General features: G+C 69.9%; 10 protein-coding genes. 7 read left to right on the top strand and 3 right to left on the bottom strand.

Going from position 1 to position 12,251, the window contains the following annotated elements; translation table 11 throughout:
• Positions 1 to 60 precede the first annotated feature (60 nt).
• Positions 61 to 3,186, bottom strand: coding sequence for a P-loop NTPase fold protein (locus AB0B76_RS41940; protein ID WP_360386311.1), 3,126 nt, complete (start codon positions 3,184 to 3,186; stop codon positions 61 to 63).
• A gap of 755 nt (positions 3,187 to 3,941) precedes the next feature.
• On the opposite strand from AB0B76_RS41940, the gene AB0B76_RS41935 reads away from it, so the two are divergent.
• From AB0B76_RS41935 to AB0B76_RS41920, 4 genes are all read left to right on the top strand, one after another.
• A complete protein-coding gene (locus AB0B76_RS41935) occupies positions 3,942 to 4,289 on the top strand; it encodes a hypothetical protein (RefSeq protein ID WP_360386309.1) in 348 nt (115 codons plus the stop codon).
• Between the two features lie 175 nt (positions 4,290 to 4,464).
• Entirely contained in the window at positions 4,465 to 4,884 is a 420-nt protein-coding gene (locus AB0B76_RS41930; protein WP_360386307.1) for a hypothetical protein, read from the top strand.
• A gap of 239 nt (positions 4,885 to 5,123) precedes the next feature.
• Complete coding sequence (locus AB0B76_RS41925) at positions 5,124 to 5,618, top strand: hypothetical protein (RefSeq protein WP_360386304.1); 495 nt, start codon at positions 5,124 to 5,126, stop codon at positions 5,616 to 5,618.
• A 100-nt stretch (positions 5,619 to 5,718) separates the two neighbouring features.
• Positions 5,719 to 6,207 carry a YfbM family protein gene (locus tag AB0B76_RS41920; protein ID WP_360386301.1) on the top strand — a complete coding sequence of 163 codons (489 nt, stop codon included), beginning with the start codon at positions 5,719 to 5,721 and terminating at the stop codon, positions 6,205 to 6,207.
• 102 nt (positions 6,208 to 6,309) lie between these two features.
• On the opposite strand, the gene AB0B76_RS41915 is transcribed toward AB0B76_RS41920, so the two are convergent.
• Positions 6,310 to 6,759, bottom strand: coding sequence for a hypothetical protein (locus tag AB0B76_RS41915; RefSeq protein WP_360386299.1), 450 nt, complete (start codon positions 6,757 to 6,759; stop codon positions 6,310 to 6,312).
• A gap of 683 nt (positions 6,760 to 7,442) precedes the next feature.
• Between AB0B76_RS41915 and AB0B76_RS41910 the strand changes: the two genes are divergently transcribed.
• Together AB0B76_RS41910 and AB0B76_RS41905 are read left to right on the top strand one after the other, a co-directional pair.
• Positions 7,443 to 7,817, top strand: a complete 375-nt coding sequence (locus AB0B76_RS41910; RefSeq protein ID WP_360386296.1) for a hypothetical protein — start codon at positions 7,443 to 7,445, stop codon at positions 7,815 to 7,817.
• A gap of 182 nt (positions 7,818 to 7,999) precedes the next feature.
• Positions 8,000 to 8,755 (top strand): DUF1295 domain-containing protein, encoded by a 756-nt coding sequence (locus tag AB0B76_RS41905; protein ID WP_360386293.1) that lies wholly within the window; start codon positions 8,000 to 8,002, stop codon positions 8,753 to 8,755.
• Between the two features lie 197 nt (positions 8,756 to 8,952).
• Here the strand turns inward: AB0B76_RS41905 and AB0B76_RS41900 are convergent, their stop codons facing one another.
• Complete coding sequence (locus AB0B76_RS41900) at positions 8,953 to 9,771, bottom strand: MBL fold metallo-hydrolase (RefSeq protein ID WP_360386291.1); 819 nt, start codon at positions 9,769 to 9,771, stop codon at positions 8,953 to 8,955.
• A 581-nt stretch (positions 9,772 to 10,352) separates the two neighbouring features.
• Between AB0B76_RS41900 and AB0B76_RS41895 the strand changes: the two genes are divergently transcribed.
• On the top strand, positions 10,353 to 11,843 hold the full coding sequence (locus AB0B76_RS41895) for a PQQ-dependent sugar dehydrogenase (RefSeq protein WP_360386288.1): 1,491 nt from the start codon (positions 10,353 to 10,355) through the stop codon (positions 11,841 to 11,843).
• Positions 11,844 to 12,251 lie beyond the last annotated feature (408 nt).

The following is a 12,251-nucleotide window of genomic DNA, read 5'->3' as shown; positions in this document are numbered from 1 at the left end:
CTGGCGGTCAGGCTCTACGGAGGGCATTACGGTGCTGGTGGGGACGGCGTGGGTTCCCGCTCAGCTGATCTCGTCGTGTCGGTTGGCGGTGAGGGGCCGTTGGCGGTCGAGGGTGTTGACGATACGGCCGGTGGGGAATGACAGGCGGCCGACCGGAACGACCCAGTGAGCCCAGGCCGTAAGGGGATCCGGTAGGGGCAGATTGTGTTCGGCAGCGGATTGGCCGACGTGGAGCAGGCCGTGGAGGAGGGCTTGCCACTGCTGGGCTTGGACCGGGGTCATGGATGGGTCGGCGGGGTTGGACCAGTGGCCGCCTTGATTCCGGTGCGGCTGGAGGGCCTCGAGGAGCTGTGCCCACGTGTGGTCGGGTTCGTTGGCGGCGGTGTGGTGCAGGTGGAGGAAGAGGGCGGCGCCGAGGGCGGGGAATGCGACGAGGGCGGCGAGCAGAACCATGCCGGCCCGGTACGGTCGGTAGGCCACCTTGCGCAGATTCCCGGTTGTGGGGTCGCGGATCGTGGCGTGCTGCTCGGCGAGGTCGGCGTCGCGTTGGCCGCGTCGGATCGCGGTGAGCAGTCCGTAGCTGTTTGCCAGTCGTTTGACCGCGCGTGGCGTGGCGACGAGCAGTGGTGGGCCGAGCAAGTCCAGCCGGGCGAGTTCGTCGGGATCGAGTGTGAGCGGGTCGACCCGTTCGACCACCCGCGCTGCCGGCAGCCTTACCCCGAACATGGCCGCCTCTGCTGGCTCCTGCCCTGTGTCTCGGGCCGGGCCGTGCTGATCTTGGTCAGTGGTTTCGGCCGCAGTGGGATGCGCGTCGCGTGGGGTCGTGGTGGCGGCTGGGAACCTGTCGGTGGATGCGGCGGCGGGTGAGTTGGGTGCGTCGGGTGGGGGCATGGATTGGTCGTTGCGGGTGCCGACCAGGGTGCGCATCAGTCGTTGGTAGCCGCCGGTGTCCAGTGGTGGGAGGGTGAGCACGACCTGGAAGATCTTTTCAAGGTATTGGGCCGGGGTGGAGCGCCATAGTTCCTCGTCGTCGGGGTCGACGGTTGCCGTCTCCTGGCTCTGGGCGGCTGGTGTGGTGTCGTTATGCAGGAGGTCGTGGTAGTGCGCGGCGATCGCCCGTAGCAGCCAGCGGGGGTCTACTGCTACCACGACGACGAACAGGTCGACGGCGAGCAGCAGGTGGATGGCCTCGAGCATTTCAACCACTCGCCGGGGCGGACAGCGGTCCAGGTCGTCGATGTACAGGATGATTCGGTCGATGCGGGGCAACCTGTCGCCGGCCGCGTCGGGGCCGACCTGGCTGCCGCTTCGCCCGCCTGGACGAGTCGTACCGTCCTGGTTGTCGGCGTCGGCTGGGGTCGCCACGGCGGCCCGAGCAGGCCCGGTCGGGGTTTGGGGGTCGCCGGCGGCGTTGGCCAGCAGGGCGGCCATGTGTTTGAAGTCCTCGCGGATCTGGGTCATCACCCCGAGGTGGCTGCGGTAGTCTGCGCCGGCGACCCGATCACCGACGAGCCCGGCCAGCTGACCGGCGGCCGTCAGGTTCTGCACCTGCCGCTCCAGGGCGTTGACTTCGGCGGCGGCGACCTCGGCAGCGGTCTGCACACGTAGGCGTTGCGCGGCGGCGAACCGGAGCGCCGTGTTCCACGCGGCGTTCGCACGGGCATGGGTGGTACGGGCGAAGCCAAGCACAAGATGCACGCTCACCAGCAGCCCGGCGATGCTGGGAAGTGCCGCGAACCATCGCCACAGCGCCGGTAGCCCCCAGGCGACCGCGACCGCCACGGCGATCGACGCCAGGATAAGGCTAAGGAGCCCAGCGACGGTGCCGAGCGGGATCCCGCGGATGAACCGCCACGACGCGCGCCCGGTCTCGCCCAGCGCGGCCGCGGTCCGCGCTGCCTCCTCATACACCTGTTCCGGGCGGTCACCGGCGAGCACCCGCAGCTGCATGCGCTGATCCTCTGAGAGCGACCTCCACGGCCCCACTGGCTGCCGCAGCGCCTGCTGTAACCGGTCGCGCCGTCCACGGGCCACCTGCAGCCGCTCCCGCACGCCGCGTTCGGCGACCAGCTCGGCGGCCAGCCGGGACTGTCGGCGCTGCTCTGCGCCCAAGTCCCCATCCGGTGACGCGGCGAGCTGCGCAAACAGCTCTGCGACCAGGCTGGCCCATAGGTCGGTCTCGGCGTAGTGCCAGGCGTTGAACCGAACCTGCCGCACCGCACTGTGGGCAAGCGGATTGTTCGGCCGAGCCACCAAGGTCACCTGCTGCTGCAACAGCCCCAGGAAATGGCTCTTACCCTCGCCCCAGTCGCCGAACAATCCCACCGCCAGCGGCGGCCGTGCGGTTCGTGCGGTGATCAGCTCGGCCAGCGCGATCGCATCCCCGGCACGGGTCAGTTCATCGGTGGCCGCGGTGGTATCGGACCGGTAGAACGGCAACCGCGACACCGGCCGATCTTCGATCACCTCCCACAGTCGTACGGTGGTGTCGTCGCTGCCGGTGGCCAGTACCGGCCGGCCGTCGACGGAGCCCCAGACGCCCCAGCGCAGTGGGCCGGTGTGGCCGGTGAGGGGCTCGCCGAATGGTGCGGCTGCGATGGGGTCCCAGAGCCGTACGGTGGTGTCGTCGCTGCCGGTGGCCAGTACCGGCCGGCCGTCGACGGAACCCCACACTCCCCACTGCGAGGGGCCGGTGTGGCCGGTGAGCGGCTCGCCCGCGACTGGGTCCCAGAGCCGCACCCCCCGGGCGTCGCCGGTGGCCAGCACCGGCTGGCCGTCGATCGAACCCCACGCCCCCCACAACGCCGGGCCGGTGAGCGGCGCGCCGAGCGGCTCGCCCGCGACGGGGTCCCACACCTGCACCATGTTCCTGGCGTCGCCGGTGGCCAGCAGCGGCCGGCCGCCGACCGAACCCCATACTCCCCACTGCACCGGGCCGGTGTGGCCGGTGAGCGGCTCGCCGAGTGGTGCGCCCGCGACTGGGTCCCAGAGCCGTACGGTGGTGTCGTCGCTGCCGGTGGCCAGCACCGGCTGGCCACCGACCGAACCACACACCCCGCACTGCACCGGGCCGGTGTGGCCGGTGAGCGGCTCGCCGAGTGGTGCGCCCGCGACTGGGTCCCAGAGCCGTACGGTGGTGTCGTCGCTGCCGGTGGCCAGCACCAGCCGGCCGCCGACGGAGCCCACACCCCCCAGCCCACCGGGCCGGTGTGGCCGGTGAGCGGCTCGCCGAGCGGCACCCCTTGCAGTAACGGAGCCCCACCACTCCAGTACGGCGGCGCATCACCCACCCGCAGAGCGGACTCCGGCAACAGCCCTTCCTCGTCGCCTTCCTCGTCCTCACGCAGCCGGTCGGTGATTCGCCGCAACTCGGGCGCGCCGAAGGACGATTCCTCGGCCGGCGACACCTGAAGCGGGGGAAGCGCCGGAACGTCGGGCTTGGCCGGCACCCGTTGCGGCAGCTCACCCATCGTCCAGAGCCGATGTGCCGCCCCTTCCTCGTCCTCACGCAGCCGGTCGGTGATTCGCCGCAACTCGGGCCCGCCGAAGGACGATTCCTCGGCTGGCGACACCTGAAGCGGGGGAAGCGCCGGAACGTCGGGCTCGGCCGGCACCCGCTGCGGCAGCTCACTCATCGACCGAGTCTGACAGCGGCAATCCGACAAGACTGTCCGATATCCAACGCCTCCGAGCTCGAGAGCACCCAGCCTGACCCGCAACAGACGGACGCCGACGAGCTCGGCGTTCGCAGCCAGATGAGATCGTCATCCGTCGGTTGCTGGCGCGCCGCCACAGCCCTGACCTATCCGCCTTCACCGCAGCGGCCCACGCTCTGCGGATCGACGTCGGCAGTCTCGTGAGACAACGACACCGCCTGGAACGCGACCCGGAACCCAGCTGCGCCCTCGGGCACCGATCGGCACCCGTTCGATCCGGACGCTGTGCTCGACGTCGTGCGAGCGGCGGCTCCGGCGGGCGGCGTGCCGGCGCCCTTCCGATACGACTCGACCCGCGGCTTCGATCACGTCGCGGACCAGGCGCGCTGGGACTGGCAGCGCGCGATGACCGTTGCCCTTGTCGAGCACTACGGCGTCTGGGCCTGCGGCTGGCTCGCCGAGATGGCCGGCCTGACGGCTGACGGTGCGATGGTGCTGCGGTGGAGCGGCGCTCGAGACTCGATCACGACACCGGAGGAGACGCTCGATGCCGTCGCCGGGGCACTGCTGGACTGGCGGATATTCCTGGAAGACCTGGCCCTGAACTCCCGAGAACAGCGCGCGCACATCTAGCCGCAGGTCTCGTGCGCCGGGCCGACGTGAAGATCGCCACGCTCAGTGGCGACGGCTCGGCGCCGCTGGCTCGCACTCGTGCCGATGTGCGCGCACCCGAAGGTGCTTGATATGCAGGGAAGGCATCACGAGGCGGGCGGGCAGTGCTGGCCCGGGCCGGACGCGAGGAGGGCATGTGGAGCGCGGCGAGGTTTGGTGGGCGCAGATCGACGGGAAGCGGCCCGTCGATCTGCTCCAGGGAGGTGCGGGGCCGGATTTCCTGGCCATGCAGATCGTCGAACCGGCCACCCCAGAGCAGAAGCTCGGGTTCGTCCTGATGTCTGGCGAGCAGGCGGTAGACGTCGATGAGCGACGCCGGATCGTCGAGGAGGCCGGACCGGACCCACGAGCCATCGGCATCGAGGTCTTCTTCGGAGCCGAGGAGGGCCTAGCGGAGAGCGGCGTGGTCCGAGTGGCGCTGCCTCAGGACGGGAAGATCTTCTGCACCTGGAGCACGACTGTCAGCGAAGAGTCGCTGATCAAGCGGATCGGCACTCTGACCCCAGCCAAGCAGCACGAGTTGGAAGTCGCCCTTGCGCTCGCCGGCCGAGAGTGACCACGTCTGAGCTCAGGGCCGCGCGACGGGGGCGACGACCCACGCCGGGGGTACGATCTCGTGCCGCCACTCTAGGGAGGTCGACGTGGCAAGCCCACAGTCACGTGCGCGGATCTGCCGCAGAGCGGGCTTGGATTCCCTGGACGTTACGAGCAGTCAATGGATACCGTCGCTCGGTGGGGCATGCCAGGCGGTACAGCTACGTCGGGCCACCTGAGCTGCGCGCTCGGGCGGCGACCGTGGACGCCGTTGCCGTCGATACGGCTGCTGCCCTCGCGCAGTGGCTCGCCAGGCGCGACCGCGGTGAGCTCGCCGAGCCCTTCACGTTCGTCGTGGCGCCCGACGGCGAACTCAGGCTGGCACCCCGTCGCTCCGAACACGTCGCGCTGGCCGGCGGACACGACGTTCTCGCAGCCGGCGAGATCGCGTTCGCGTCCGCTGTTTCCGGCTGGCACATCGTCCAGGTCACCAACCAGTCGACCGGGTACTGCCCTGACCCGGACTCCTGGGCGGCTGTCGGTGAAGCGCTGGACCGCATCGGCCTGCGGCATCCAGGCGACTTCACCGACAAGGTCATATTTCGACGCTGCCCGTCCTGCGGGGAGCGCAACGTCGTGCGGGACAACGACTTCACCTGCGTCCCGTGCGGCAGCGCCCTGATCGACACCGATCCGCAGCAGTACGACCCTTCCGTCGACCTCACGACGTCCAGCCCTTCGGGACGAATCACTTGATCAGCAGCTTTCTATGCCGCTGAGCGTGCTTGCGGCGACCGGGTGCAAAGGGTGCCGCTGGTGCGTGGTGTGAACCGGTGCCGCCTCATATGATCTCGGCATGTTGGGGGTGCACTTCGCCATCACGCCGGAGCAAGAGTGCTCGTTGCTCGCCGCCGACGATGCAGACGACAGCGACACGGTGGCTGCGCTCGTCGAAGATCTCGAGGAGTCATGGTCCGAAGGCGACCTGAAGGTCGACACGGACAAGGCGTGGGACGCCATCCATCGCTGCCTGACTGACGGCACGCTGGAGCCCGACGCCGGCGAGTTCCCGTTGTCCTTCGCCATTCTTGGCGGACGACATCTGTACGACGATTACTACGTCGTGTATGTCAGCGCAGACGAGGCCCGTGAGGTCGCCACCGCGCTGCGCGGCGTAGATCGCACCTGGTTGCGCGGCCGCTTCGACGACATCGACGAATCCGACTACGACGGCGCCGGTGACGACGGCGATTTCGAGTACACCTGGGAGGGTTTCGTCGACGTTCGTGCGTTCTACGATCGGGCTGTCGCCGTTGGGCGCGCGGTGCTCTTCACCGCCACCTGACTCAGGACCGACCGCGCGGATCTGCCGCGATCCGGTCGCTACGGAACATGATGGCGAGTCGAGAACCCGGCTCGCGGACATGCCGTTCAAGCTCGTACCGCGTCACAGCGCGATCGGGTGGTAGGCCAGCGCGGCGTCGACGATCTCCTCCGCCGTCGCGTCCCGCAGCTCGGGCGGCGGGTGGAAGATGAGTCCGCTCGCGCCGGGCATCACGGTGTTGCGCTCGAACGCCTCGATGTACCAGTCGTCGGTCGGGTCGGCGAGGATGCGACGCACGATCTCGACCAGCTCGTCTCGGGTGACGTCGGGCATTCGGACTGGCGGCGGCGCGCACGCCCGCTCGATTAGCTGTTCACGGTCGGGCGCTCCGCAGTGGTAGTGGAAGTCGTCGAGCCCGAAGTTGTGGCCGGTCGTCTCGTTCAGCGTCTCGATCGCAGCGGTGGCGTCGTCACCGCGGTCGACGAGCTCCTCGATCCGCAGTATCGCCTCCCCGATCGCGACCTGCCTCTCGGGCATGACCGGCCAGCGCCCCACCGCGTCGCGCAACTCCACGCGGTGGACCCTACCGGCGCCTGACACGGCCCGGGCTGAGCGGCCAAGACCCGTTCCGAACCGGACGGGTGCCAAGCACCCTGAAATCGGTTTTACGGATCTGCCGTGATTCTCGCGCGGTGGCCAACCCGGAGGTCGTCACGCTCCGCGGCCGCGGCTCGGCGCCGCCGGCGCGCACAAGTAGCCGATGTCAGTGCATCCGATCATGGGGCCAGCGCATAGCGTTCGGTGGAGGGTCCTGCCCTCACCTGCGTGGTGCGTAGTGCCCGTGACGGTTGGTTGTATAAGGGTATGCCAGCAGCGGTGGAGTGGCTCGATCGTCGAGTGGCCGACGCGGTGGTTGAGCGGTCGTTCCGCGTTCGAGGGGCGGCCGGAGGTGTCCCGGGGGTGCTGTGGCTGCCGGCCGCCTATTCTGTTCCACCGCCGTTGATCCTGTTGGGCCACGGTGGCGGCGGACATAAGCGCAGCCCACGGATCGTCGCCTTGGGCCGGTGGTTCGCCTCTGTGTGCCGGACTCGCCGCCGTTGCGATTGATGGGCCGTACCACGGCGATCGCGTGCCCGCACCGCTGCCGACCGCGGAGTATCAGGCACGCATCGCCGCGACGGGGATTGGTACGGTCCTCGACCGAATGACGATCGACTGGCGAAGGACCGTCGACGGTATCGCGGAGACCGGTTTGATTGACGCCGGCCGCCTTGCCTTCCTCGGCATGTCGATGGGCACCCGATTTCGGCCTGCCGGCCGTCGCGGCCCTCGGCGAGCGGGTCCGCTGTGCCGTGTTCGGCAAGTTCGGCCTCGAGCAGGGCCCAACCATGAATCCGGTGATGGCGACGACCGAACGGGTCACCAGCGACGCGCAACGCATCACCGTTCCAGTGCTGTTTCACGTGCAATGGCACGACGAGGTCTTCCCCAGGCAGGGACAGTTGGCGTTGTTCGACCTGTTCAGGTCGTGCAATAAGGAACTCGTCGCGTACCCAGGACCGCACACCACAACATCGCCAGCCGCGATCGCGGCCTGGCGCGACTTCATCCTGTGGCATCTGATCCGCTAAGGCTCAGGCGTTCAGGTCCCCTGGACCCCCGCGGGCGTCCGGATCTGCCGCAGATTTCGCTCGGCGTCACGTCGGCGGCGTCGCTACGGCCAGCTCATCAATTTGCTGGCGCGCCGCGGAAGGCACCACGACCGGCCTCGGCAGGGCAAGCCGTAGCCTGCTCCTGGTCTACACTCGGCCTCGTGCCCGCCCCCGGCCTGGACCTGTGGCTCGTCCTGCTGGAGCTGGCCCTCGCCCTGGCCACGATGGTCGGACTACGGTATGTGACCGCGCCCTACGGGCGCCACGGCCGCCCCGGCTGGGGCCTGACCATACCGGCGCGGGTCGGCTGGCTCGTGATGGAGTCGCCAGCCTTGCTGTGGTTCCTCGCCGTGTACCTCACCGGCGCGCACAAGGCCGCTACCGTGCCGCTGGTCCTGCTCGCCTTGTGGCAACTGCACTACATTCAGCGCACGCTTGTGTATCCGCTGCTCATGCGCACCGGCGCCCGGATGCCGGTCAGCATCATGGCCATGGCGATCACGTTCAACATGCTCAACGGGTACGTCAACGCACGCTGGATCGGCGACCTCGCCGACTACCCGGCCAGCTGGCTGGCCGATCCACGCTTCCTCGGCGGCACCGTCTTGTTTCTCGGCGGCCTGGCCATCAACCTGGACGCCGACCGGCGGCTCCGCCGGCTGCGCGGCCCTCGCGAGACCGGCTACCGGATACCGCATGGCGGCGCGTTCCGCTGGGTGTCCTCACCCAACTACTTCGGCGAGATCGTCGAGTGGTTCGGCTGGGCGCTGGCCACCTGGTCACTGCCCGGGCTGGCATTCGCCCTGTACACCACCGCCAACCTCGCGCCCCGCGCGCTGGCCAACCACCGCTGGTACCACGAACACTTCCCCACCTACCCGCCACAACGCCGGGCACTGCTGCCCCACCTGCTGTAAGACGTCGATGAACCCACTAGCGCCGTAACTCGGGACATCCGTCCACGCGCCGCGCGGTGTGCCGGCCGCTCTCTTCCGGCACCTCCTTCGTTCTGATCAAGCTCCAAGGAACCCGCAAGTGACTGCCCAACACGGGTACCCGTAGATGCCGCCGCACGGCTTGGTACGAGTGGACAAGCGCCGCCCGTGCGTCACATTCAGGAAAGTCCTTCCCCGGGCAGTGCCGTGAATGCCGAGCCGAGGTGCGAGGTCGCCAGGGCGGCCGCGGGCCGGTCGGCCAGGTCGCGCAGCCGGGCCGTCCGCGACTCGCGGGCCGTGTCCGGGGCCACCTCCAGCGCGTACGGCACGCCCGGCGCCACCAGCTGCACCGGATGGACCAGCAGGTCGCCGGTGACCAGCACGGCCTCCTCGCCGGCGGTGACCAGCACCGACTGGTGACCGGGCGTGTGACCCGGGGTCGCCAGCGCCGCCACTCCGGGCGCCAGCGGCGTGTCGCCGTCGAGCAGCCGCAGCTGCCCGGTCGCGCGCAGCGGGTCGAGCAGCCGCTCGCGTAGCGCCGGGTTGATCGACATCACGGCGTCGTGCTCGGCGCGCTGCAGCAGGTACGCGGCGTTCGGAAAGTAGGCGGTTCCGGCCCCCACGACCGCCCACCCGATGTGGTCGGTGTGCAGGTGGGTGAGCACGACGGTGTCGACGTCGGCGGGCGCGATGCCCGCGGCCGCCAGTTCCTCAGGCAGCCGGCCGGGTACGGGTGCCCACGCGGCGGCCGGAGCGTCCGCCGGACCGATGCCGGCGTCCACGAGCACCACCCGCCCGGCCACGCGCACCACGAAGCAGCGGAACCGCAGCAGCCACTCCCCGCCGGGCCCGACGGTGGCCGGATCGAAGGCATCGGCGCGGTGCCACTGCTCGGGCGTGGCGGCGGGAAAGACCTCTTCCCGCGGCTTGAAGAACGGCCCGGCCCCGTCCTCCAGGGCGATGACCTCGGCGGCCCCGACCGCGCGGACGACTGGCATGAGGGCAGTGTACGGGCGCCCGGCCCAGCCTTGGCCCACTGCGCGTGCCGGCCGCGCCATCGGCCGGCGCGCGCCGCCGCAGCCACCACGCGAGCAGCCCGCCTTCCGGAGCTATGCTGCGGGCCACCTCGATCGCCCCGCGGGGGTGCTGCAGTTGTGGGGTGCCGCACGGGCGCCCGAGCGGGCAACACACAAGTGGGCACCACCCGGCCGGGCGCCGCGCGGACGGTCGTCTGAGCCGCGCGCGAGCGGTCTATCCCCAGCACCGCATGGGCGGGGCGGTAGGGCGACCGGCCCGGCACCGCGATAGATTGCCGCGTGGTCGACGAACGGGTACAAAACGCACCGGTCCGGCTCGCCATCGACTTCGGGACCTCGCACACGGTCGCCGTGGTCCGCCGCGTTCGCATCCCGCTCGCGGGGCACCCAGCCGGCGAAAGCTGTCGTTTCGCAACCGGATCGCGGGGGAGCCGGGCCGCGAAGGCGGCCGGCCGTGAAAGTAGCGTGAAAACGAGCGCCTGAACACACCGACCGTTAGATTGACGCATGTAGATCACGTTCCCGGCAAAAGGGGTAACGGCATGCGAACGCGACTCGTTCTCGCCTGCGCGGCCGTGGCGCTCGTCTTCGGCGGCGGCGCCTACGCGGCGGCTGCGCCGGACCAGACCGGCGCCGCCCTCCAGGCGAGCGGCGGCTTCGACTTCACCCGGCCCGACGTCGTCGCCAGCGGCCTGGAGGTGCCGTGGGGCCTGGCCTTCCTGCCCGACGGCAGCGCTCTGGTCGCCGAGCGGATGAGCGGCCGGATACTGCAGTTGCGGCCCGGCTCGGCCGCGGTACCGGTGGCGCAGGTGCCCGGCGTGGCACCCAGCGGCGAAGGCGGGCTACTCGGCCTCGCCGTCTCGCCGACGTACGCGCAGGACAGCTACGTCTACGCGTACTTCACCGCGAGCGCGGACAACCGCATCGTGCGCTTCCGGCTGGCCAGCCCGCAGACGCCGGAGGTAGTGCTGAGCGGCCTGGCCAAGGCAAGTATCCATAACGGCGGCCGGATCGCTTTCGGCCCGGACGGCATGTTGTACGCGGGTGTCGGCGACGCCGGCCAGACCGCGAACGCGCAGAACGTGCAGAGCCTCAACGGCAAGATCCTGCGGATGCGCCCCGACGGCGGCGTCCCGCCGAGCGGCAACCCGTTCACCGGCTCGCTGGTGTACAGCATGGGGCACCGCAACGTGCAGGGCCTGGCGTGGGACAGCGGGGGCCGGCTGTACGCCACCGAGTTCGGCCAGAACACGTGGGACGAGGTCAACCTGATCGTGGCCGGCGGAAACTACGGCTGGCCGACGGTCGAGGGCATGGGCAACGACACCCGTTTCCGCAACCCGCTGCTGGTGTGGAGCACTTCGGAGGCCTCGCCCAGCGGCGCCGCCATCGCGAACAACACCCTCTTCGCCGCGGCGCTGGCCGGTCGGCGCCTGTGGACGGTGCCGCTCAACGGCAACGGCGGCGTCGGCACCCCGACGGCGGAACTTCAGGGCACCTACGGCCGCCTGCGCACCGTCGTCGTCGGCCCGGACGGCTGGCTGTGGATCACCACGAGCAACCGCGACGGCCGCGGTACCCCGACCGCCACCGACGACCGCGTGGTCCGCTTCCCGCCGTCGACCACCACGTCCCCGTCGGCGTCGGTGTCTGCCTCGGCATCCCGCTCGGCGTCTCCTTCCGCGTCGGCCTCTGCGTCGGCGTCGGCGTCTCCCAGTGGCGGCGGGGCCTGCTCGGTGCAGTGGGACGTCAACGAGTGGAACACGGGCTTCACCGCCACGGTGACGATCACCAACCGCGGCGCGGCGCTGAACGGCTGGACGCTGACGTGGACCTTCCCGGGCAACCAGCAGATCACCAACTCCTGGAACAGCCAGGCGACCCAGTCGGGCGCCGCCGTGACGGCCCGCAACGCGGCCTGGAATGCGACAGTGCCGGCCGGCGGCACCGTGAGCTTCGGTTTCCAGGCGACGTACTCGGGCACGAACACCCGCCCGGCCGCTTTCCAACTCGGTGGCCGCCAATGCACCTGACCGCCCACCTCACGTAGCCGATCACGATGAATCCCGATGCCCGCCGGCATCGGGAATCATCTGACTTTATGGTTTCGCAAGGGCTCCGTACTCGAATGGCGCGGCGCGTATCTGCAGGTCCACGCCATCTCCTCGACAGCCACCGACGTTCCGCCTTCACCAAGATGACGCCAGCGTGCCGATTCGGTGCCGATGGTGCTCGACAGGTACACGGCATCCGATCACGCCCGGAACACGACGGATCACAAACCACGCCGCTTCGACGATCCGCAAAAGCGCTGATCGAGGATCATGACCGGCCATGATCGGGTGCGCACTCATGGCGCCCCTCTAGGTCAAGGGGTTGGAGTGGGGAATGTTCTAGGCTGATCGGAGGCGGGTTCAGCGTGTGACTTGTCCGAAGAGCCG

This window comes from Dactylosporangium sp. NPDC049140 (assembly GCF_040648435.1).
This window is presented reverse-complemented; position numbering and strand designations above follow the sequence as displayed.

What these genes read in the sequence shown, in the direction of transcription:
- AB0B76_RS41920 (WP_360386301.1), top strand. Translation starts at nt 5,719, where the DNA reads ATGTTGGGGGTGCACTTCGCCATCACGCCGGAGCAAGAGTGCTCGTTG.
- AB0B76_RS41900 (WP_360386291.1), bottom strand. Translation starts at nt 9,771, where the DNA reads ATGCCAGTCGTCCGCGCGGTCGGGGCCGCCGAGGTCATCGCCCTGGAG.
- AB0B76_RS41895 (WP_360386288.1), top strand. Translation starts at nt 10,353, where the DNA reads ATGCGAACGCGACTCGTTCTCGCCTGCGCGGCCGTGGCGCTCGTCTTC.